Here is a 20,750-nt window from a genome sequence, read left to right as displayed (position 1 = left end):
AGGTTGCGTCCCCCTCCCGCCGCAGGCGAGAGCGGGAGAAGCCGCGAAGCGGCGCAGGGGGTGCCTCATTTCCACCCTCCCTTCTTCAGGTGGATCAGCAGCAGCGAGATGCTGGCCGGCGTGATGCCCGAGATGCGCGAGGCCTGGCCCAGGGTTTCGGGCCGGTGCTTGGCCAGTTTCTGCCGCGCCTCGAACGACAGCGCGGCCACCTGCAGGTAGTCCAGATCGGCCGGCAGCTTCATGCCCTCGTGGTGCGCGGCGCGCTCCACTTCGTCCTTCTGGCGGTCGATGTAGCCCGAATACTTGGCCGCGATCTCGACCTGCTCCACCACCGGCGCATACAGCGCACCCAGTGTTTCACGTGAAACCACCGGGCGGGCATCGGCGTCGTCGGCCTTGGCCACGGGGTTGTACTTGCCGCCGTCCATGCCCAGCAGATCGGCGTAGCCCACGGCCGGGCGGCGCAGCAGGTCGAACAGGTTGTGCTCGTGTTCGATGGCCTTGCCCAGCACGCGCTCGCTTTCGGCCGCGGGCAGATTGCGCGGGTTCACCCAGGTGGACTTGAGGCGCTCGGTCTCCCGTGCCACCGCGTCGCGTTTGCGGCTGAAGGCGTTCCAGCGCGTATCGTCCACCAGGCCCAGCCGGCGCCCGGCTTCGGTCAGGCGCATGTCGGCGTTGTCCTCGCGCAGCTGCAGGCGGAACTCGGCCCGGCTGGTGAACATGCGGTAGGGCTCGGTCACGCCCTGCGTCACGAGGTCGTCGACCAGCACGCCCAGGTAGGCCTCGTCGCGGCGCGGCAGCCAGGCGTCCTGACCCTGGCACTGCAGCGCAGCGTTCAGGCCGGCGAACAGACCCTGGGCCGCGGCCTCTTCGTAGCCGGTGGTGCCGTTGATCTGGCCGGCGAAGAACAGGCCCTGGATCTGTTTGGTCTCGAAGCTGTTCTTGAGCGAACGCGGGTCGAAGTAGTCGTATTCGATGGCGTAGCCCGGCCGCAGGATGTGGGCGTTTTCCAGCCCCGGCATGCTGCGCACCAGCGCGTACTGGATGTCGAACGGCAGGCTGGTCGAGATGCCGTTGGGGTAGACCTCGTGCGTGGTCAGGCCCTCGGGCTCCAGGAAGATCTGGTGGCTGTCCTTGTCGGCGAAGCGGTTGATCTTGTCTTCCACGCTGGGGCAGTAGCGCGGACCCACGCCCTCGATCTTGCCGGTGAACATGGGGCTGCGGTCGAAACCGGAGCGGATGATCTCGTGCGTGCGCAGGTTGGTGTGGGTGATCCAGCACGGGATCTGCCGCGGGTGCATGGCCGTGTTGCCCATGAAGCTGAACACCGGCACCGGCTGGTCCGGGTTCATGCCGCCGGGCATGCCGTCGCCGGGCTGCTCGGCGCATTTAGACCAGTCGATGGTCCGGCCGTCGATGCGCGGCGGCGTGCCGGTTTTCAGGCGCGCCTGCGGCAGCTTCAGCTCCTTGAGCCGGGCCGACAGGCTGATCGCCGGCGGGTCGCCCGCGCGGCCGGCGGCGTAGTTGTTCAGGCCGACGTGGATCTTGCCGTCGAGGAAGGTGCCTGCCGTCAGCACCACGGTGCGGCTTCGGAAGCGGATGCCGACCTGCGTCACGGCGCCCACCACGCGGTCGCCCTCCACCATCAGGTCGTCCACCGCCTGCTGGAACAGCCACAGGTTGGGCTGGTTTTCCAGCATGCGGCGGATCGCGGCCTTGTACAGGATGCGGTCGGCCTGGGCGCGGGTGGCGCGCACCGCCGGGCCTTTGCTGCTGTTGAGGATGCGGAACTGGATGCCGCCCTCGTCCGTGGCCAGCGCCATCGCCCCGCCCAGCGCGTCCACCTCTTTCACCAGATGGCCCTTGCCGATGCCGCCGATGCTGGGGTTGCAGCTCATCTGGCCCAGCGTCTCGATGTTGTGCGTGAGCAGCAGCGTGGCGCAGCCCATGCGCGCGGCGGCCAGCGCGGCCTCGGTGCCGGCGTGGCCACCGCCGACGACGATGACATCAAACTCTTGCGGGTACAACATGGTGAAAGCTCCAGGGCACGGCGGCTGGCGCGCTGCCCGACAATGCGGATGCGGCGTGTTTCACGTGAAACACCCGCCGCCCGGCCGGTGTGTGGCTCGGGCAACCCGCAATTGTCCCATCAATGCCCCTTCGCCGCCCACCCATGCCCAGCACCGCCCCACGCCCGACCGGTGAACCGGCGCTCGCCACCCTGCCCGGCCTCGGCCCGAAGTCGCAGGCCATGCTGGCGGCGGCGGGCATTCCCGATCTGGTCACGCTGCGGCGGCTGGGATCGGTGGCCGCCTACGCCCGGGTGAAACGCAACGACCCGCGCGCCAGCCTCAACCTGCTCTGGGGGCTCGAAGCGGCGCTCACCGGCCTGCCCTGGCAGACCGTGGCACGCGAACACCGCACCAGCCTGCTGCTGGCGCTGGACGCGCAGGAAGAGTTCGGAGAGCTGAAGACACCCCGCCGCTGAGCGCTGGGCGCCTTTCGCCCAAGCCCGCGCACCACGCCCGACAACAACCCTGCGTCTCCGAGACCGGAGCCGCCAGGCCCACAATCGAAACCGCAACGCGGCCCAGGCCGTCCATCGACCGATCGGCATCGGCCGTCAACGTGAGCCCCAGGTGCGAGGCCGCTGACCGTGCCGCAACCGCATGGATGGCGCTTTCTCATGAACGCAGCGCCGCACACACACCAAGGCCCCCACATGACCAACCCCATCCCCCTCCTCGTTTTCGCCGGCAGCAGCCGCGCCCAGTCCTGGAACCGAAAGCTCGCCAGTGTCGCGGCCGAGGCCGCCCGCGCCGCCGGTGCCCAGGTCACCCACCTGGAGCTGGGCGACTTCGACCTGCCGCTCTACAACGGCGACCTGGAAGCGCGCGGCATTCCGCACGACGCGATCCGCCTGAAGGAAGTCTTCCACGCCCACCCGGCCTGGCTGGTGGTCTCGCCCGAGTACAACGGCAGCTACACCGGCCTGCTGAAGAACACCATCGACTGGGTCTCGCGCCCCGTACCGGGCGATCCCCTCTGGGCCAACGGCGGCAAGCCCTTCGCCGGCAAGGTGGTGGGCATGCTCTCGGCCTCGCCCGGCGCACTCGGCGGCCTGCGCAGCCTGAGCCACCTCGCGCCGCTGCTGATGAACCTGCAGTGCTGGGTGGCGCCCAAACAGTTCGCCCTGTCCAAAGCCAGCGAAGCGTTCGATGCCGACGGTCGGCTGATCGCCGAGACCGCCCGCCGCAGCGTGCAGGGCGTGGTGGACCAGGTGCTGCACGCGGCACAGCGCTTAGGATGAAACACCCCCGCCGCGCTTCGCGCGACCCCCTCAAGGGGGCGGCACTGGCCGTCCGGCAAAGCCGGCCCGGCGGTGCCCTGGGCTGGACCGTTTCATGCGTCGGGATGCGTGCTCCGGCACGAGTGAAACACCCCTGCAGCGTTTCGCGCTACACCCTCAGGGAACTTTTGCGTGCAACAGGATCTGCTCGCCCAGCAGTTCGTAGTTGCCGCCGAAGTGGTGGTCGCCCTTGAGCTGCACCGGGGTCACCAGCTCGGTCGAGGTCGTGGGGCAGATGGTGTCGCGGTCGTCGCTGCCGTAGAGGCAGGTGGTGGTGGCGGCCGACAGGCTGGCCAGCTCGGGCTTGAGCCGCAGGCCCAGGTGGTTGCGCACCACCCAGTTCGACAGCTTGAACTCGAACGATGCCTTCTCCCCCGGCCCGATCAGCACCGTGTGCGCCACCAGGCTCCGGGAGGCGCTGGACATCCGGTTCAGCGCAAACGGCAACACGTCGGCCCCCTGGGAGTAACCGATCAGCACCACCCGGCTTTTCTTCCATTTCACGGCGTAATGGCGCAGCAGCCGGTCCAGGTCGCTGGCCAGCCCCTGCGGCGTGCGCTGCTTCCAGAAATAGCGCAACGAGTCCAGCCCGACCACCGGCACACCGCGCGCGGCCATGACGGCGGCCACCTTCTTGTCCAGGCCGGCCCAGCCGCCGTCCCCCGACACCAGCACGGCAAAGACGTCGGACGGCACGCTGGACGGCACCTCCACCAGCGGCAGATCGGCGATGTCGCTGCCGGCGCCCGGCGGCTTGAGCACCACCGCCGCCGTGAGCTGGCGGTAGGCCGCCTGGTAGGCCAGCAGCGCCGCCTTGCCGGACAGCACGCCGTGCTCCGCCCCCGGTAGCGAGACCAGTTCGGCCCCGGGCACCTGGGCCACGAAGGCCTGGACGGCCCCGGCCTCGCACACCTTGTCGTCGCTGCTGTGCAGGGCGATCCAGGGTGCCCGCAGCTTGCCGGCAGGCTGCAGAGTGAGCGCACGCTTGTCAGCCTGCTGTCTGAAATGAACGCCCTCGCCCTTGCACAAGGGTTTGGAAAACACCAGCTCGGGGCAGAAGCCCAGCGACAGGGCGCCAGCGAAGGTGCCTTCGGGCGCCTGGGCGAGCAGGGCGTAGGCCAGGCTGGCGCCCGACGCCTGCCCCACCAGCAGCGGCGGGTAGTAAGCCGGCAGGCGCGCGTAACCCTGCAGGAAGTGCGAGAGGTTCTCAAAATCGCCATCGGGCAGGGCGCAGTCGCCGCCGTCTTTCTCCAGCAGGGCCAGCAGCTGCGGCGTGCTCACGCCCGCCACCACCGCGCCCTGCTCCACCAGCGGTTTGGCCATGGCGGCCATGGCGGGCGTCCAGCCGGCCTCCCCCGAGAGCAGGATCGCGAACGACTTCACCTCGCCTTTGGGGCGGTAGAGCGACACGTCCTTGAAGCGGCCGTGCGAGATTTTTTCCTGCGCTTGCGCCGGGCCCGGCACGGTCAGCGCACAACAAAACGCCAGCAAGGCGGTGGCAAAGGTGTTCATTTGGACATGACCCGTCGGAAGCCGCCGGCGATCAGGGCGGCGATGTCGGTGAGGATGATGAAAGGCGCCAGCCCGCCCGGCGCGGTCAGGTAGCGCGGCTCCCAGACCGGGTCGAACTTCGCCTTGAAGGCGCGCAGGCCCTGGAAGTTGTAGAAGTTCTCGCCGTGGTTGAACAGCAGGCGCGCCAGGCGCTGCCAGTTGGGCGCCAGCGGGTGCTGGGCCATGCCCGCCAACGGCACCATGCCCAGGTTGAAGCGCTGGAAGCCCTGGGCCTGGAAGTGCAGGATCACCTGGGCAAACAGGAAATCCATCGAGCTGCGCGGCGCGTCGGGCAACTGGCGCATCAGGTCCACGCTGGCCTCGACCTTCTGGTCGGTGCACATCAGGGTGGCAAACGCCACCACCCGGCCGGCCTGCCGCACCAGCGCCACCGGCTGGCCCAGCACGTAGTCGCGCTGGAACGCGCCCAGCGAAAAGGCCTTCTCGGCCGTGCTGTGGTCGTTCAGCCAGGCGTCCGACACCGCCTGCAGCTCGTCGAACACCGGCGCCGCCGCGCCGGGAGGCAACACCTCGAAACCCAGGCCCTCGCGCTGCGCCCGCGCCACGCCGTGGCGCAGGTTGGCCCGCTGCTTGCCCTGCAGGCTGAAGCCCGGCAGGTCCACCAGGGCGCACTCGCCCAGCTTGTAGACGCGCAGACCGGCGTCCAGGTACACCGGCAGCGCCTCGGGCCGCACCTGGTAGAACGCCGCCCGCCCGCCGGACTCGCGCGCCTGCTCGACGAAGCGCCACACCAGCTCGGGCCACTCGCTGGCCGGCCCCACCGGGTCGTACAGCGCCACCCAGGAGCGGCCGCGCCGCCCGAACATGACAAAGGCCCGCTGCGACTCGGACAGCATCAGGCTCTTGTCGCCCATCATCACCAGCCCCGCGCCCGCCACCCCCTGCGCGCGCACGATGCGCGCCGCCTGCTCGAGCGCCTCGGCGCTGGGCTTGATCAACGCCGGGTGGGGCCGGCGCAGCAGCTGGACCAGGGCCACGATGAACGCCACCAGCGCCACCGCCACCATGGCCCGCAGCGAGCGCGGCGCGTGGCCGTCAAACGCAAACTGCCACCAGACCCGGTTCACGTAGGCAACGTCGCGGTAGACGAAGAACAGCAGGGCCCCGGTGGCCGCCACCACCACCGCCACCGCGGCCAGCCAGCCGCTGGTGAAGGCCTGTGAAAACAGCGCCGCCCGGCGGTTGAACTGCCGGCGCGAGAGCGCCAGGCTCGCCGTCAGCACGCCGAGCAGCACCGCCTCGGACACCGCGATGCCCTTGGGCAGGCAGAGCACCAGGCTCACCAGCGCCAGGATCAGGCCGGCCCACCAGGACGCGTCGAGCCGCAGGAACATGCCCCGGGCCACGAACAGCAGCGCCAGACCGATGATGCTGCCCAGGAAGTGGGCCGCTTCGACGATGGGCAGCGGCATCAGCTGCGCGAGCAGGGCGGTCGCGTCCCCGGTCGCCGGCGTCACGCCCGACACCAGCAGCATCACGCCGATCACGAAAGTGAAAGCCGACAGCAGCAGCGGCGACAGGCTGGCCGCCGCCCGCACCACCGGCGTGGCGGCGCCGCGCTGCAGTTCGGACAACACCAGCAGCGCCAGCGCCAACACCAGCGGCAGCAAGTGGTAGACGGCGCGGTAGAGCACCAGCGCGCTCACCAGCTGGTGGGCGGGCACCTGCGGGCCCAGGGCCAGCAGCATCACCGCCTCGAACACCCCCAGGCCGGCCGGCACATGGCTGATCACGCCCAGCGCGATGGCCAGCGAATAGAAACCCACGAAAGCCGGAAAGCCGATCGCCCCCTCGGGCAGCAGGAACCACAGCGCCGCCGCCGCCGCCACCACGTCCACGGCCGAGATCAGCAGCTGCTGCGCGGCGATGGACGCGCTGGGCAGGCGCAGCGACCAGCCCGCCAGACGCAGATCGTCGCCGCCGCCGCGGCACACCCCGACAAACGCCGCCGCCGCCAGCAGCACCACCACGCCCAGGGCCTTCAGCAGCCCGGCCGACAGCCCCACCATGGACGCCACCGCCCCGGCGCCCCACACCAGCGAGGCCGCGCCCACCACCACGATACCCACACCAAAACCGATGGCGTTGAACGCGATGGCGCGGGTGATCAGCCCCGCCTCCAGCCCCGCCGCGCCGTACAGGCGCATGCGCACCGCGCCGCCCGTGAGCACGCCCAGCCCCATGGTGTTGGACAGGGCAAAGGCGATGAACGAGGTCTCGGCCACCACGCGGTAGGGCAGCCCGGCGCCCGCGTAGCGCAGGGCGGAGCGGTCGTAAAAGGTCAGCGCCAGAAAGCTCAGCGCCGTGGCCAGCACCGACAGCAGCAAGGCGAGCGGCGACGTGCCGCGCACCGCCTCGACGATGGCGCCGTAGCTCAGCTCGGTCATCACCTTGTGCGCCGCCTGCACCAACAGGGCGCCCAGCAGCAAGGCGAGTGCGGCGTACAGCCAGAAGCGCCAACGGGTCAGTTGGGCCAGCAGCGTTTCGGGGGTGGGGATCTTCACGGAGTGGGCCAGGGCATCAAACAAATACAGAGGGTCATCGACACGCCCACCGCGATCTCAAGTTGGCGGCTGAGTGTAGCGCCGCGCACCCGGGGCGGCCATGGACAATCGGTGCCATGCCCGCATCCCCCGCGCCCACCCTCGCCTGCCGCCCCGGCTGCGCGGCCTGCTGCATCGCGCCGTCCATCTCCAGCCCCATGCCGGGCCTGCCCCACGGCAAGCCGGCGGGCATGCCCTGCCCGCACCTGGACGAAGCCCTGCGCTGCCAACTCTTCGGCCAACCCGAACGGCCGGCGGTGTGCGGCTCACTGCCGCCCAACCGAGAGATGTGCGGCGACACACGCGAGCACGCGCTGCATTTCCTGGACCGGCTGGAACAAGCCACCAGACCATGACAAAGGCCCGCCGAAGCGGGCCTTTGCTGAATGGAAAAGACAAAAACACAAACCGTTCCGGTGCGCGTGTCTTTCCCAAGCACACGCCGTGGAACCGGCTCCGCCGGGCCACCAGCGTGGTCCCCCCTCCGGGGGGAAGCCACGCAGTGGCGCAGGGGGGAGCGATCCTGGGGGGTTACTGTTTCACGGCTTCCACCTGAATCACCAGACGCACGTTCTTCGGGAAGCCCCAGTCCACGCCGTAGTTCGCGCCGAAGGCGGTGCGGTCGATGGTGGCTTCGAAGTCGCCGCCGCAGACTTCGCGCTTGAGCATCGGGCTGTCGTAGCAGGCGAACTGGTTGGCCTTCATCGTCACCGGCTGGGTCTTGCCCAGCAGCGTCAGCTGACCTTCCACCGCGCTGACCTTGTCACCGGCGAAGACGAACTTGTCGGCCACAAAACGGGACTTGGGGTACTTGGCGGCGTCGAAAATGTCCGGGCTCTGCAGGTGCTTGTCGAACATGGCGGTGCCGGAGTTCACCGACGTCATGTCGATGCTGATGTCCACCATGCCGGTCTTGGCGGCCTTGTCGAAGCTGACCTTGCCTTCCTTCTTGTCGAAGCGGGCGCGGTTCACGCTGGCGCCGAAATGGCCGATCTCGAAGGTGGCGAACGTGTGCGTCGGGTCGATCGCGTACTCGGCGGCCTGGGCGATGCCGGCGGTGGACAGAACGGCCGCAGCGGCCAGCAGGGACAGGGATTTGCGCATGGTTGAACTCCTGGGTTCGGGTTGGTGAAAAGAAAGATCAAAGAATCGCCGGTGCGCGTGCCTGAAACCCAGGATGCCGTGGAACCGGCTTTGCCGGGCCACAGGCATCGCCCCCTGGGGGGTGACGCGCAGCGGCGCAGGGGGGATCACAACTTGCCCACGCCCGTGAGCGCCAGCTTGAACTTCACCTGCACCTCGTCGGCCACCATCGAGGTGTCGGCCCACTCCTTCTCGCCGATGCGGAAAGCGAGGCGCTTGATCGGGAAGGCGCCGGTGGCGGTGGTGGTGGCGCCGTTCTGGGCCAGCGTGACGGGCACGACCACGTCGCTGCTCGCGCCCTTGATGCTGAGCTTGCCGGCCACTTCGTACTTGGTGGCATCGATGCGCTTGATGCTGCTGGAGGTGAAGGTGGCCTTGGGGAACTGCGCCACGTTGAACCAGGTCGCCTTGGGCAGTTCGGCGTCGGCCTCGCGGCTGATGCTGGCGCTGCCCGTGTCCACCGTGAAGGCGATCTTGCTGGTCGCGAGCTTGGCCGGGTCGAACGCCAGCTGGGCGCTGAAGCTCTTGAACTTGCCCTCGACCGGCACGCCCATCTGGCGGCTGACGAAGGCGATCTCGCTTTGCGCGGGCACCAGCTGCTGCTGGGCCTGGGCGGCCAGGGGCATCAGGCCGCTCAGCGCAAGACCGCAGATCAGGGGGAGGGATGTCGGGCGCAGGCTCATGTGGGGGCTTTCAAGGCGGGAAATCAAAGCAAGGAAGATCGTCGGGTGCGCGGGGTCTCAGCGACCGCCCCAGCCCATGCGCAGCAGCAGGCCGTCGCGGTCCACGAAGTGGTGCTTGAGCGCGCCGGCCACGTGCAGCAGCACCAGGGCCGCCATCGCATAGGCCGAGAGCCGGTGCAGGGGCTTGAGCCCCTCGGCCAGGGTCTCGCTCACCGGCACGAAGTCGGGCAACGGCCACAGGCCGAACAGCACGATGGGGAAACCGGCGGCCGAGCTGTAGGCCCAGCCCAGCAGCGGCACGGAGAAAAACAGCAGATACAGCCCACCGTGCGTGGCGTGGTGGGCCCCGCGCTGCCAGGCCGGCATGGCCTGGGCAATGGCCGCGGGCAACGCCGGCGGGCGGTGCACCAAGCGCCACATCAGGCGCACGGCGGTGAATGTGAGCACCAACACACCGGCCCATTTGTGCCAGCTGTAGAGCTTCAGGCGCTGGGGCGAGAACGGCAGGTCGGCCATGTACAGGCCCAGGGCGAACACCCCGATCAGGGCCAGGCCCAGCGCCCAGTGCAGCGCACGGGCGACGGGGTGGTAGCGGAGGACGGCGGCGTCAGACATGCCGGCAGTGTAGGCACCCGGTGCGGCGCCAAGCGTCAAACCGCTTGAAGCTTGAATTCAAAAAATTCGAACGAACTTAGCATTCCAATTCGCATCCGCCCCCCGCACCGCCCTCCTACAATGCGCCCATGCCCGCCCCCATTGCGCCCGACCTGCTGTCGTTGTACCCGGCGCTGGGAGCGCTGCCGGCCCTGCTGCCGCGGCTCGCGGTGATGCAGGTGCCCGCCGGCACCCAGCTGTTTCGCGAGAACGAGGCCTGCCAGGGCTTCCCGATGGTGCTCAGCGGCGAGGTGCGGGTCTCCCGCAGCGCGGCCAACGGGCGGGAGCTGGAACTCTACCGCGTCTCGCCCGGTGAGATGTGCCTGGTGTCCTCGGCCGGCCTGTTCGCGGACCAGCCGCTCACGGCGCGCGGTGTGGCCACCTGCGAAACCCGCCTGACCCTGCTCTCCCCGGCGGATTTTCGCGCCGCGCTGACCGACGAGCGTTTTCGCGCCTACGTGCTGGGCCTGTTTGCCGCGCGCATGGCCGACCTCACCGGCCTGATCGAGGCCATTGCCTTCCAGAAGCTCGACAGCCGCCTGGCCAGCGCCCTGCTCGGCCACGGCCAGCAGGTGCGCGCCACCCACCAGGCGCTGGCCGACGAGCTGGGCACGGTGCGGGAGATCGTGACCCGCCTGCTGCACCGCTTCGAGCGCGACGGCCTGGTCGAGCTCTCGCGCGAGTGCATCACCATCCGCGACAGCGCCGGCCTGCGCGCCGTGGCCACGTTCCAGTCGCGCTGATCCCCCGGCCACCGCCCGCGCGTGGCGCGCCGGCCGGGCTTTGTGACACAGGTCACATACCTCCGCCCGCCGAGCCGGTTCAATACGCCCAGCCCCACCGTGACCAGAGCGCTGCACAGCGCCAACCCGCGGTGGACCCGGTTCCCTTCATCCACTGGAGCATTCCCATGAGCAAAAACGAAGGCGGCATCGACCGCATCCTGCGCATCGTCGCGGGCCTGGCCCTGATCGCGGCGGCCGCCACCGGCAACATCGGTGTCTGGGGCTACATCGGCGTGGTGCCGCTGCTCACCGGCCTGATGGGCTGGTGCCCGGTGTACACGCTGCTGGGCCTCAACACCTGTCCGATGAAGAAGTGACCCCCCGCGCCGCCTGCGGCGTCACCCCCCAGGGGGCATCACGAGCGGCCCGGCGAAGCCGGTTCCGCCGTGATCTCGGTTTGGGGCATTTCGCGCCGGACGGGGCCTGGTTACACGGGTTGCCCGGGCGTGCCGACGAACGCGACCATGCCTTCGAGCACGGTGCGCAGGCGCACCAGTTCACGCGAATGGTTCAGCCGGGTGGACCAGGCCGCCAGACGCGACACGCGCTGCAGCCGTGGCAGCAGATGGGCCAGGAAGGCCTGCAGGCCGGATTGGCCGTGCTCGGCCGGGTGCGCCGCTTCGCGCGCCTCGCGGTAGGCGTTGAGCACCGCCAGCACCGCCTGCGGCCCCAGCGGCTCCAGGAAACGGGCCAGCGACATCACCAGCTGCAGCGCGTCGTAGCGCTGCACCATCTCCAGCGACAGGCCGGGAAACAGGCGTTCCTCGAAGTCGATGCGGGCAAAACGCTGCCCGTCCCAGGTCAGGTTGCGGGCCTGCGCGCCCCCGTGCCATTGGCCGCGCGCGTGAAACGCCGCCAGATCGGCGCTGGCCGCGCACATCAGGGGCAGGCGCTCGGCCTCGGGCAGGCGGTGCAGCAGGTGCTCCAGCGTGGTGCCCACATCACCCGTCACCAGGGACTCGCCATCGAAGGCCACCACCGGGGGCACCCGCTCACCGGCCGCCGCCAGCGCCAGCAGGCGCTCGTGCTCGTAGGCCAGCAGCGCCGCGCCGTCGGTCTGGCGCACCGCGCGCCAGGGCACCGGCACGCCCACGAAATGCGCGAACAGGTAGGCCCCGAGCGAATGGCCCAGGCCACGCAAGGGCCGCCGTGCGGTCTTGGTCCAGGTTTTGAGGGGGGGAGAGGTGTTCAAGTCCCGCGATTATCCTGAAAACGCCCCGCCGGCCGGCGCCGACCCAGGCCGGGTCAGCCGGCGTCGGCGTAGCGCTGCAGCTCCCAGCCGCTCACCTGCTGCGCAAAGGCGTCCCACTCGGCGCGCTTGAGGCGCAGGAACTGATCGCAGAAAGCCGCGCCCACCGCCTCGCGCAACACCGCATCGGCCCGCAGCGCATCGAGTGCGTCGTGCAGATCGCGCGGCAGCCTGGGCGGCATGGCCGCGCCGCTGGCCTGGCGCTGGTACAGGTCTTCGTCGCAGGGCTCGACCGCGGGCAGCGCCCCGTCGATGCCGTCCAGCCCGGCGGCCAGCGTGGCCGCGAGCGCCGCGTACACGTTGCACGAGGGGTCGGGCAGGCGCCATTCTATGCGCCCGGCCACCGTGCGCACGAGGCAGGTGCGGTTGTTGTCGCCCACGGTCTTCCACACCGGCGACCAGGTGGTGCCCGAGGCGCTCTCGCTGCTGGCCAGGCGCTTGTAGCTGTTCACCGTGGGCGCGCACAGCGCGGCCAGCGCATCGGCGTGGTGGATCAGGCCGGCGGCGAACCGGTGACCGGCCGTGCTCAGGCCCAGGGCGCCGGCCGGGTCGGCCATCACCGCGCGGCCGATGCCCTGCGCCGGGCCGCCCCAAGCAGGGCGCCCCCCTCCGGGGGGGACGGGCCCTGGCCCGGCGGGGGGAGCCTGGTCTTCCGTGAGGCTGAGGTGGAAATGCAAGCCGCTGCCCGGTGCGCCCGCGAGCGGCTTGGGCATGGTGGAAAAGCTGCAGCCGTGCTGCGCCGCCACCGCCTGCGCGGTGAGCTTGAACAGCTGGTAACGGTCGGCGGCGGCCAGGGCCTCGTCGTGCCGGTAGTTGATCTCGTACTGGCCGATGGCGTCCTCGTGGTCCATCTGCTGCAGCTCGAAACCCAGCGCCGTGAGGTGGCGGCGCATGTCGTCCAGGAAGCCAAAGTTGCGGTGGATCGCCTTCAGGTCGTAGGACGGCTTGTCGAGTTGATCTTCGCCATCGGCCACCCCCCAGCGGCCCTGGGCGTCCTGCTTGAGCAGAAAGAACTCGGGCTCGATGCCGACGTGGAAGGTCCAACCGCGTTCGCGCAGGCGGTTCAACTGGTGCTTGAGCAACTGCCGCGAGCAGGTGTCCAGCGGCTCGCCACCGGCAAAGCCGTCGCACACCGCGTGCGCCACGCCGGGCAGGAAGGGCAGCGGGCGCAGGCTGTCGGGCACCACACGGCCGTAATACTCGCTGCGCGCGCCCATGCGTGGCAGGCCCGTGCCCCAGATGCTGGGTCCCGCGAAGCCCGCGCCGGAGGCCACCGCGTCGGGCAGCGCCTCCAGCGGCACCAGCTTGCCCTTCGGGCTGCCGTGCAGGTCGGTGAAGGTGGCCATCACCGAATGGATGCCCTGCTCGCGCAGGCTGCTGATGCGTTGATCGAGGCTAGGCTGACCCATGCGGATTCCAGACACAAAAAAGCCGGGGCTTGCCCGGCGGAAGAGGAGGTGGCTCAGGCCAGCGTTTCGGCCATGGCGGCATCGAGCACGCCCAGGGCTTCGGCGAACACGCTGTCTTCGATGGTGAGCGGGAACAGGTAACGGATCACGTTGCCGTACACGCCGCAGGTCAGCAGCAGCAGGCCACGTTTGAGGGCGGCGGCCTGCACCCGCTTCGTGGTGTCGGCGTCGGGCGCGCCGGCCGCGTCCACGAACTCGCAGGCCACCATCGCGCCCAGGCCACGCACGCCACCGATGCGGGCGTATTTCGCCTTCGCGCCGTTCAGGTGCGCCACCAACCGCGCGCCCAGCCGCTGCGCGCGCTCGGGCAGCTGTTCTTCGGCCATCACGTCCAGCACCGCGTGCGCCGCGGCAATCGCCAGCGGGTTGCCCGCATACGTGCCGCCCAGGCCACCCGGCGCCGGGCCGTCCATGATGGCAGCCTTGCCGCACACGGCCGACAGCGTGGTGCCGCCGGCCATGCTCTTGGCCAGGGTCATGAGGTCGGGCGACACGCCGTAGTGCTCCATCGCGAACATCCTGCCGGTGCGCGCAAAACCGGTCTGCACCTCGTCGGCGATCAGCAGGATGCCGTGCTGGTCGCACAGCTGCCGCAGCCACAGCACCGCCTCCTTCTGGATCGGGTTGAAACCGCCCTCGCCCTGCACCGGTTCAAACACGATGGCCGCCACGCGCGAGGGCTCGATGTCGCACTTGAACACGTGGTCCATGGCGCGCTTCGTCTCGTCCAGCGAGGCACCCTCCGCGGGAAAAGGCACGTGGTAGATCTCGGGCGGGAAGGGGCCGAAGCCCGCCTTGTAGGGCTGGACCTTGCCGGTCAGCGACACCGCGAACAGGCTGCGGCCATGGAAGGCACCGCCGAAGGCGATCACGCCGCTGCGCCCGGTCGAAGACCGCGCGATCTTGATCGCGTTTTCGATCGCCTCGGCGCCGGTGGAGAAAAACGCGGTCTTGACCTGGCCCTCGATCGGCACGATGGCGTTGATGCGCTCGGCCAGCGCCACGTATTCGGCGTAGGGCACCACCTGGTAGCAGCTGTGCGTGAAGCGCTGCAACTGCGCCGCGATCGCCGCCTGCACCTTGGGGTGCACGTGGCCGGTGTTGAGCACCGCGATGCCACCGGCGAAGTCGATGAAACGCCGGCCCTCGATGTCCCAGAGTTCGGCGTTCTTCGCGTGGTCAATGAAGAAGTCCCCCATCACGCCCACGCCACGCGGCGTGGCGTCGAGTCGGCGCTGGTGCCAGGCGGCGTTGGTGTGGGGCGCGTTCAGATTTTCAGGTTTCTGCGGTGCGTTCACGGGGGGGTCTCCTTCAAAAGCGCACACAGCGGTGCGAGGTGTCTGATCCAAGGGCACCGCGGAACCGGCTTTGCCGGGCCGCCAGTGCCGTCCCCCCTCTGGGGGGAAGCCGCGTCAGCGGCGCAGGGGGGCGCCGGTTACACCGGCGAATCGATCCGTATCCAGGTGGTCTTCGTCTCGGTGTATTTATCGAACGCGTGCAGCGACTTGTCGCGCCCCACACCGCTCTGCTTGAAGCCACCAAAAGGCACGGTGATGTCGTCTTCGTCGTACTGGTTCACGTGCACCGTGCCGGCGCGCAGCGCACGGGCCACGCCGTGCGCCTTGTTGATGTCACGCGTCCACACGCCGGCCTGCAGGCCGTAGACGCTGTTGTTGGCCTGCTTCACCACGTCGGCAGCGTCGGTGAAGCTCTGCACGGCCAGCACCGGGCCAAAGATCTCTTCGCGCGCGATCGCCATCTGTGGCGTCACGCCGTCGAAGATGGTGGGCTGCACATAACAGCCGCCTGCCACCGGCGACGCCAGCGCGCCGCCCGCGATCAGCTGCGCGCCCTCGCTGGTGCCCAGGGCTATGTAGCGCATCACGTTGTCGAGCTGCACCTGGTCGACGATGGCGCCCATCACCGTGCCCTTGTCCAGCGGGTTGCCCGGCTGGTAGTTCGGCACCAACTTCAAGGCCTTCTCCAGGAACGCGTCCTTGATCGAGCCCTCGACGAACAAACGCGAGGGTGCGTTGCAGCTCTCGCCCTGGTTGAAGAAGATGCTGCCCACGGCGGACTCCACCGCGCGGTCGAGGTCCGGGCAGTCGGCGAACACGATGTTGGGCGACTTGCCGCCCAGTTCGGTCCAGGCGCGTTTCAGGTTGCTCTGCCCGGCCATCACGTGGATCTGTTTGCCCACGCGCGTGCTGCCGGTGAAGGCGATGCAGTCCACGTCCATGTGCAGCGCCAGCGGCGAGCCGGCTTCAGTGCCAAAACCCGGCACCACGTTGAACACGCCCGGCGGGATGCCGGCGGCCAGCGCCAGCTCGGCCAGTCGCAGGGCGGTGAGCGGGCTTTTCTCCGACGGCTTCAACACCACCGAGTTGCCCGCCGCCAGGGCCGGCGCGATCTTCCAGGCCGCCATGATCATCGGGTAGTTCCAGGGCACGATGATGCCCACCACGCCCACCGGCTCGCGCGTGATCAGCGCCAGCGAGTTGCTCGGCGTGGGCGCGATCTCGTCGTACACCTTGTCCACCGCCTCGCCGTACCAGCGGATGCAGTTGGCCGCGCTGTTCACGTCCACGGCGCGCGCGTACTTCACCGGCTTGCCCATGTCCAGGGTTTCGGTCAGCGCCAGCTCGTCGGCGTGCGCCAGCAGCTGGTCGGCGAACTTGATCATCACGCGCTTGCGCTGCGCCGGCGCCATGCCGCTCCAGCGCCGATCTTCAAAAGCGGCACGGCCCGCGGCCACGGCGGCGTCGATGTCGGCCTGGCCACCGCGCGCCACCTGCGTGAGCAGGCGGCCGTCCACCGGGGAGATGCAATCAAAGGTCTGGCCGTCGCGCGCGGCCATCCGTTCGCCGTTGATGACGGCGCGGCCGTCGAAACTGGGCATGCTGATATCGGTCATGGGAGGTTGTCCACTGCAGAAAAGTGGACCCATGCTACGCCGTTATTGCCCCGAATGCAGCATCCACTTCCGGCCCAATTCGACCATCCACTGGCGCGCATACGGCAGGCCACAGGCCCGGGTCATCTGACACAATGCCAGCGGCCCCGGTGCTTCAAGCTCTCTCGAAGACGCTGGTCGTTTTCGGGCTGTGGGGCATCCCCACGGCGACGATGGTTTGCTGGACACACGACGCGCGATCCGTGCTGCGCCGCTGGCGCAGGCCTGATAGCGCCAGACCCGCTGGTTGAGGCACCGGGGCCACCCTTTTTGCCCGCTGTCCCCCACCGATGACCCCCGCACACCACCGCCGCTGGCTGGCCACCGGGCTGGCACACGCCTTTCTGGCCGACCACGAGCAACCCGGCGCCCGCGCGCCCGAGGCCTTGCTGGCGCGCGCCAGGGTCTGCCTGGGCTGCGAGGGTGCGGCACCCTGGTGGCTGGAGTCGATGGCGCGAGCCGTCGCCACGCGCTGGGCGCGGCAGGGGCTGATCGACACGGTCGACAGCCTCGCGCAGATGCTGCTGCAGCGCCCCGAGTGGGCGCCCGACGAACATGCCTTCGACGGTGACGACGATGACGAGCCCAGCGACGGCACCACCCACCGCCCCGAACCCGTGCCTTTGGGGCAATGGGCCGTGCGCCACTGGCTGCTGCGGCCCGCGCGTATGGCCACGCCGCCCTGGGGCCTGCGGCACATCGACACCCCGGCCCTGCCCACCGCCGCCGACTGGGCCGAATGGCTGGGCATGGCGACCGACCGGCTGCTCTGGCTGACGCACCCGTCCCAGCGCTGGCGCGAGGGCAGCGAGCGGCCGCACGCGACCGTGGCCCCCCACTACAGCCACCGCCTGCTGCCCAAACGCAGCGGCGGGCTGCGCCTGATCGAGGCGCCCAAGGCCGAGCTCAAGCGGGTGCAGCGCCAGTTGCTCGACCGCCTGCTGGCCCAGCTGCCCGCGCACGAAGCGGCCCACGGCTTCGTGCGCGGGCGGGGCGTGCAAACGCACGCGCAGGTCCACGCGGCACAGCCCTGCGTGATCTCGTTCGACCTGCGCGACTTTTTCCCCAGCATCGGCGCGGCACGCATCCGCGCTTTCTGGCGCAGCTGGGGCTACCCCGACGACGTGGCCCGGCTGCTGACGCAGCTGTGCACCACCCGGACCCCCGTGGCGGTGCGGGAACGCCTGCGCGAAGCCGGGGCGCTGGACTTCCAGGCCGCCAAACGGCTCGCCGCGCCCCACCTGCCGCAGGGCGCGCCCACCTCGCCGGCGCTGGCCAACCTGTGCGCCTTCGGCTTGGACCTTCGGCTCGACGGCCTGGCCCACCGCTTTGGCGCGCGCTATTCGCGGTACGCCGACGATCTGGTGTTTTCCGGCCCGGCGTCGCTGGCCCAGCGCTTTCGCCAGCTCCATGCCTGGGTCGGCGCCATCGCCGCCGACGAGGGCTTTGCCCTGCACCCCGGCAAACTGCGCTGCGCGCGGTCCCACCAGCAGCAGCGCATCACGGGGCTGGTGGTCAATACCCAACCCAACATCGCGCGCGCCGACTACGACCGGCTGCGCGCCGAACTCCACCGCGCGGCCCGCATGGGCCCGGTGGACGCGCAGCAGCGGGCCCATCTGCAAGGCCGCGTGGCCTGGGCCTGCCAGGCGCTGGCGCCCTCCCGGGTCGCCAAACTGCAGTCGCTGCTGGCCCAGATCACCTGTTAGCCCCCACGCTCCGCCGCTGCGCGGGTCGCTGCCCCCCAAAGGGGCTGGCCTTGCTTGGGGCGGCCCGGCGCTGCGGCCGCTGCTACACCACCGTCTGCCAACGCAGGCCGTGCGGCAACGAACGCGGGCCAAACAGGAAGTGAAGCACACGGCGACGCCCCGTGCCCAGCGACTTGGACGATGCGTGCAGCAACAGCGGGCGCATCACCAGGGCGGCGCCGGCCTCGGCCTCGCAGACGGATTCCCCCAGGGCATCGCGAACGTCGGCCGCAGCGTCCGGCGCCAGCACCCCCCGGGTGTGGGAGCCCGGCACCACGCGCAACGGGCCATCGCGGGAACCGCAGCGGTCCAGGTGCAGGCGAACGGCGACCAGTTGCTCCAGCACCTCGACGGGTGCCTGCACAAACACCGCGCCCTCCTTGTGTGCCCAGCCCGACCAGCCGGGGGCATCGACCCGTTCGGCCACCGGGATGCTGAGGTCCTGGTGCACGGGCACCAGCCAGTTGCGCGCGCTCGACTTCTCGAAGTAGGTGCACTGCACCGCCACGTGCCCGGGCGGAACCAGACGCCCCAGATCGGGGTGCTCGCGGATGCGCTGCGCCAACGCCGCACACCAGTCGGCCGACAACAGGCAGCGGGTGCCGCCCGATGCGCCCACCGCCGGGCCATGGAGCGCAAGCGCATCCCCTTCGGCGGCGGGCAGCACACCGGGCACGCCGACGAACCCGTCGCGGGCAAACGACTCAAGCACCCTTTGCGGCCCGGCGCGCCCGCCCTCGCCCGCCTGCACTCAAGCGGTCGTCAGCGCGGCCAGCTCGGCGCGCGTGGCCGCCGCGATCTCGCGTTCGCGCTTGCGGGTCTGCCGCGCCACCCACACCGAGTAGCCCACGATCACGGTGGTGACGGTGGCGATCAGCAGCGTGGCGGCGGCGTAGATGGTCGGGTTGATGCCACGCCGCGCGTAGCCGAAGATCACCTGCGGCAGCGTGTTCACGCCCGGGCCGGAGAGGAATTCGGAGATCACCACGTCGTCGAACGAGAGCGTGAACGACAGCAGGAAGGCCGCCAGGATGCCCTGGAAGATGTTGGGCAGGGTGATCAGGAAAAACACCTGGAACGGCCGTGCGCCTAGGTCCATGGCGGCCTCTTCGATGCTGCGGTTCATCTCCATCAGCCGGCTCTGGATCACCACCATGCCGTAGGCCATGCCCAACAGGGTGTGGCCGAAGATGATGGTCAGCATGCCGCGCTCGGGCCAGCCAAAGGCATTCTGCGCGCCCACCATCAGCAGCAACAGCGACAGGCCGATCACCACCTCGGGCATCACCAGCGGCGCGTTGACCATGCCCGAGAAGACGGTGCGGCCCGGGAAGCGGCGGTAACGCACCAGCACGAAGGCGGCGAAGGTGCCGAGCACCGCGGACAACACGCCGGTGACCGCCGCCACCTTCACCGACAGCCAGAAGCCTTCGACGATCTTGGTGTCGCGCGTGAGCGCCTCGTACCAGCGCAGCGAAAAGCCGGTGAAGTTCGCGTCCTGCCGGGTGCTGTTGAAGCTGAACACGATCATGAAGAACAGCGGCAGGTACAGGAACAGGTAAACCGCCGCCAGCCAGAGCTTGCCGAAGTGTTTTTCGAGGAAGGGTTTCATTTCGTCTCCTCGGATGTGAAGTGGTAGTAAATGGCCAGGGGCACGATGATCAGCAGGATCATCACCACCGCCAGCGCCGAGGCGCGCGGCCAGTTGTTGCTGGTGAACATTTCGTCCCACACCACGCGACCGATCATGATGTTCTCCGGCCCCCCGAGCAGCGAGGGGATCACGAACTCGCCCACGGCGGGGATGAACACCAGCATGAAGCCCGCGACGATGCCGGCCTTGGACAGTGGCACCGTCACCAGCCAGAAGGCCTTGAACGGCGAGGTGCCCAGGTCGTAGGCGGCTTCGAGCAGGCGGAAGTCCATCTTCACCAGGTTGGCGTAGAGCGGCAGCACCATGAAGGGCAGGTACACGTAGGTCATGCCCACCAGCATGGACACGTTGGTGTAGAGCATCTGGATCGGCTCGTCGATGAAGCCCATGCCCATCAGGATCTGGTTGAGCACGCCCTGGTCGGCCAGGATGCCCTTCCAGGCGTAGACGCGCAGCAGGAACGAGGTCCAGAACGGCAGCATCACCATCATCAGCAGCGCCGGCCGCACGCTCGGCGCCGAGCGCGCGATGAAGTAGGCGAAGGGGTAGCCGATCAGCAGGCACAACACGGCGGTGCACAGCGCGTACCAGATGGATCGCAGGTAGGCCTCGATGTAGATCGTCTGGAACAGCTCGCCACCCTCCACGTCGCGGAAGATGGTCCAGTAGTTCTCGTACTTCAGGCTCAGGATGCCCGTCACCGGGTCCCAGATCGGCTTGAACGGGTTGATGCTCTCGCCCATGTCCACGAAGCTGATGTACAGCAGGATCAGGAACGGCAAGAGGAAAAACACGAACAGCCAGACATAGGGCACGCCGATGACGAAGCGCTTGCCGGGCATGGGAAGGGGTGATGCCATCGAATTACTCCTGAAGAGTCGGTGGAGCGAGGAAACCTGAAACCAAGGATGCGGTGGAACCGGCTTCGCCGGGCCACTCGCATCGCCC

Annotated in this window: 19 protein-coding genes; 6 read left to right on the top strand and 13 right to left on the bottom strand. The window is 69.4% G+C overall.

Going from position 1 to position 20,750, the window contains the following annotated elements; translation table 11 throughout:
* Positions 1-65: 65 nt before the first annotated feature.
* Entirely contained in the window at positions 66-2,030 is a 1,965-nt protein-coding gene (gene mnmG / locus KIH07_RS03975; protein ID WP_226490731.1) for a tRNA uridine-5-carboxymethylaminomethyl(34) synthesis enzyme MnmG, read from the bottom strand.
* 143 nt (positions 2,031-2,173) lie between these two features.
* Here mnmG and KIH07_RS03970 point away from each other — a divergent pair, with 143 nt between their 5' ends.
* Entirely contained in the window at positions 2,174-2,488 is a 315-nt protein-coding gene (locus KIH07_RS03970; RefSeq protein WP_226490730.1) for a TfoX/Sxy family protein, read from the top strand.
* A 234-nt stretch (positions 2,489-2,722) separates the two neighbouring features.
* The gene (locus KIH07_RS03965) at positions 2,723-3,310 is read left to right on the top strand and encodes an NADPH-dependent FMN reductase (RefSeq protein WP_226490729.1); all 588 of its coding nucleotides are present in this window, start codon (positions 2,723-2,725) and stop codon (positions 3,308-3,310) included.
* Positions 3,311-3,466: 156 nt separating this feature from the next.
* Here the strand turns inward: KIH07_RS03965 and KIH07_RS03960 are convergent, their stop codons facing one another.
* Together KIH07_RS03960 and mprF are read right to left on the bottom strand one after the other, a co-directional pair.
* Positions 3,467-4,861, bottom strand: a complete 1,395-nt coding sequence (locus KIH07_RS03960) for an AcvB/VirJ family lysyl-phosphatidylglycerol hydrolase (RefSeq protein ID WP_226490728.1) — start codon at positions 4,859-4,861, stop codon at positions 3,467-3,469.
* Positions 4,858-7,425 (bottom strand): bifunctional lysylphosphatidylglycerol flippase/synthetase MprF, encoded by a 2,568-nt coding sequence (gene mprF / locus KIH07_RS03955; RefSeq protein WP_226490727.1) that lies wholly within the window; start codon positions 7,423-7,425, stop codon positions 4,858-4,860. Before mprF ends, KIH07_RS03960 begins: the two co-directional genes overlap by 4 nt.
* A 116-nt stretch (positions 7,426-7,541) precedes the next feature.
* Between mprF and KIH07_RS03950 the strand changes: the two genes are divergently transcribed.
* Positions 7,542-7,820: a YkgJ family cysteine cluster protein gene (locus tag KIH07_RS03950; RefSeq protein WP_226490726.1), complete on the top strand. Its 279-nt coding sequence runs from the start codon at positions 7,542-7,544 to the stop codon at positions 7,818-7,820.
* 175 nt (positions 7,821-7,995) lie between these two features.
* Here the strand turns inward: KIH07_RS03950 and KIH07_RS03945 are convergent, their stop codons facing one another.
* The 3 genes from KIH07_RS03945 to KIH07_RS03935 all read right to left on the bottom strand — a co-directional run bounded on the left by KIH07_RS03945 (position 7,996) and on the right by KIH07_RS03935 (position 9,905).
* Positions 7,996-8,568 carry a YceI family protein gene (locus tag KIH07_RS03945; RefSeq protein ID WP_226490725.1) on the bottom strand — a complete coding sequence of 191 codons (573 nt, stop codon included), beginning with the start codon at positions 8,566-8,568 and terminating at the stop codon, positions 7,996-7,998.
* Between the two features lie 146 nt (positions 8,569-8,714).
* Positions 8,715-9,290 (bottom strand): YceI family protein, encoded by a 576-nt coding sequence (locus tag KIH07_RS03940; RefSeq protein WP_226490724.1) that lies wholly within the window; start codon positions 9,288-9,290, stop codon positions 8,715-8,717.
* Between the two features lie 57 nt (positions 9,291-9,347).
* Entirely contained in the window at positions 9,348-9,905 is a 558-nt protein-coding gene (locus tag KIH07_RS03935) for a cytochrome b (RefSeq protein ID WP_226490723.1), read from the bottom strand.
* Between the two features lie 128 nt (positions 9,906-10,033).
* Here KIH07_RS03935 and KIH07_RS03930 point away from each other — a divergent pair, with 128 nt between their 5' ends.
* Positions 10,034-10,687, top strand: coding sequence for a Crp/Fnr family transcriptional regulator (locus KIH07_RS03930; protein WP_226490722.1), 654 nt, complete (start codon positions 10,034-10,036; stop codon positions 10,685-10,687).
* Positions 10,688-10,854: 167 nt separating this feature from the next.
* Entirely contained in the window at positions 10,855-11,046 is a 192-nt protein-coding gene (locus KIH07_RS03925) for a DUF2892 domain-containing protein (RefSeq protein ID WP_226490721.1), read from the top strand.
* A gap of 110 nt (positions 11,047-11,156) precedes the next feature.
* Here KIH07_RS03925 and KIH07_RS03920 read toward each other — a convergent pair whose 3' ends face one another.
* The 4 genes from KIH07_RS03920 to KIH07_RS03905 all read right to left on the bottom strand — a co-directional run bounded on the left by KIH07_RS03920 (position 11,157) and on the right by KIH07_RS03905 (position 16,361).
* Complete coding sequence (locus KIH07_RS03920; protein WP_226490720.1) at positions 11,157-11,921, bottom strand: hypothetical protein; 765 nt, start codon at positions 11,919-11,921, stop codon at positions 11,157-11,159.
* A gap of 53 nt (positions 11,922-11,974) precedes the next feature.
* Entirely contained in the window at positions 11,975-13,387 is a 1,413-nt protein-coding gene (locus KIH07_RS03915; protein WP_226490719.1) for a type III glutamate--ammonia ligase, read from the bottom strand.
* Between the two features lie 53 nt (positions 13,388-13,440).
* On the bottom strand, positions 13,441-14,745 hold the full coding sequence (gabT, locus tag KIH07_RS03910) for a 4-aminobutyrate--2-oxoglutarate transaminase (protein WP_226490718.1): 1,305 nt from the start codon (positions 14,743-14,745) through the stop codon (positions 13,441-13,443).
* A 137-nt stretch (positions 14,746-14,882) separates the two neighbouring features.
* The gene (locus KIH07_RS03905) at positions 14,883-16,361 is read right to left on the bottom strand and encodes an aldehyde dehydrogenase (RefSeq protein ID WP_226490717.1); all 1,479 of its coding nucleotides are present in this window, start codon (positions 16,359-16,361) and stop codon (positions 14,883-14,885) included.
* Between the two features lie 329 nt (positions 16,362-16,690).
* Between KIH07_RS03905 and KIH07_RS03900 the strand changes: the two genes are divergently transcribed.
* Positions 16,691-18,109, top strand: coding sequence for a reverse transcriptase family protein (locus tag KIH07_RS03900; protein ID WP_226490716.1), 1,419 nt, complete (start codon positions 16,691-16,693; stop codon positions 18,107-18,109).
* An 82-nt stretch (positions 18,110-18,191) separates the two neighbouring features.
* Here the strand turns inward: KIH07_RS03900 and KIH07_RS03895 are convergent, their stop codons facing one another.
* The 3 genes from KIH07_RS03895 to KIH07_RS03885 are packed head-to-tail and all read right to left on the bottom strand — an operon-like array spanning position 18,192 to position 20,662.
* Complete coding sequence (locus KIH07_RS03895) at positions 18,192-18,860, bottom strand: phytanoyl-CoA dioxygenase family protein (RefSeq protein ID WP_226490715.1); 669 nt, start codon at positions 18,858-18,860, stop codon at positions 18,192-18,194.
* 39 nt (positions 18,861-18,899) lie between these two features.
* A complete protein-coding gene (locus tag KIH07_RS03890) occupies positions 18,900-19,760 on the bottom strand; it encodes an ABC transporter permease (protein ID WP_226490714.1) in 861 nt (286 codons plus the stop codon).
* Positions 19,757-20,662, bottom strand: coding sequence for an ABC transporter permease (locus tag KIH07_RS03885; protein WP_226490713.1), 906 nt, complete (start codon positions 20,660-20,662; stop codon positions 19,757-19,759). Before KIH07_RS03885 ends, KIH07_RS03890 begins: the two co-directional genes overlap by 4 nt.
* Positions 20,663-20,750 lie beyond the last annotated feature (88 nt).

Origin of the sequence: Hydrogenophaga taeniospiralis (genome assembly GCF_020510445.1) — a bacterium.
GTDB lineage: Bacteria > Pseudomonadota > Gammaproteobacteria > Burkholderiales > Burkholderiaceae_C > Hydrogenophaga.
The sequence above is the reverse complement of the archived record's forward strand: the minus strand, read 5'-3'. Positions and strand labels throughout refer to the sequence as shown.

What these genes read in the sequence shown, in the direction of transcription:
- KIH07_RS03925 (WP_226490721.1), top strand. Translation starts at nt 10,855, where the DNA reads ATGAGCAAAAACGAAGGCGGCATCGACCGCATCCTGCGCATCGTCGCG.
- KIH07_RS03915 (WP_226490719.1), bottom strand. Translation starts at nt 13,387, where the DNA reads ATGGGTCAGCCTAGCCTCGATCAACGCATCAGCAGCCTGCGCGAGCAG.
- KIH07_RS03945 (WP_226490725.1), bottom strand. Translation starts at nt 8,568, where the DNA reads ATGCGCAAATCCCTGTCCCTGCTGGCCGCTGCGGCCGTTCTGTCCACC.
- KIH07_RS03930 (WP_226490722.1), top strand. Translation starts at nt 10,034, where the DNA reads ATGCCCGCCCCCATTGCGCCCGACCTGCTGTCGTTGTACCCGGCGCTG.
- KIH07_RS03885 (WP_226490713.1), bottom strand. Translation starts at nt 20,662, where the DNA reads ATGGCATCACCCCTTCCCATGCCCGGCAAGCGCTTCGTCATCGGCGTG.
- KIH07_RS03940 (WP_226490724.1), bottom strand. Translation starts at nt 9,290, where the DNA reads ATGAGCCTGCGCCCGACATCCCTCCCCCTGATCTGCGGTCTTGCGCTG.
- KIH07_RS03935 (WP_226490723.1), bottom strand. Translation starts at nt 9,905, where the DNA reads ATGTCTGACGCCGCCGTCCTCCGCTACCACCCCGTCGCCCGTGCGCTG.
- KIH07_RS03905 (WP_226490717.1), bottom strand. Translation starts at nt 16,361, where the DNA reads ATGACCGATATCAGCATGCCCAGTTTCGACGGCCGCGCCGTCATCAAC.
- KIH07_RS03970 (WP_226490730.1), top strand. Translation starts at nt 2,174, where the DNA reads ATGCCCAGCACCGCCCCACGCCCGACCGGTGAACCGGCGCTCGCCACC.
- KIH07_RS03950 (WP_226490726.1), top strand. Translation starts at nt 7,542, where the DNA reads ATGCCCGCATCCCCCGCGCCCACCCTCGCCTGCCGCCCCGGCTGCGCG.
- KIH07_RS03900 (WP_226490716.1), top strand. Translation starts at nt 16,691, where the DNA reads ATGACCCCCGCACACCACCGCCGCTGGCTGGCCACCGGGCTGGCACAC.
- KIH07_RS03960 (WP_226490728.1), bottom strand. Translation starts at nt 4,861, where the DNA reads ATGAACACCTTTGCCACCGCCTTGCTGGCGTTTTGTTGTGCGCTGACC.
- KIH07_RS03965 (WP_226490729.1), top strand. Translation starts at nt 2,723, where the DNA reads ATGACCAACCCCATCCCCCTCCTCGTTTTCGCCGGCAGCAGCCGCGCC.
- mnmG (WP_226490731.1), bottom strand. Translation starts at nt 2,030, where the DNA reads ATGTTGTACCCGCAAGAGTTTGATGTCATCGTCGTCGGCGGTGGCCAC.
- KIH07_RS03890 (WP_226490714.1), bottom strand. Translation starts at nt 19,760, where the DNA reads ATGAAACCCTTCCTCGAAAAACACTTCGGCAAGCTCTGGCTGGCGGCG.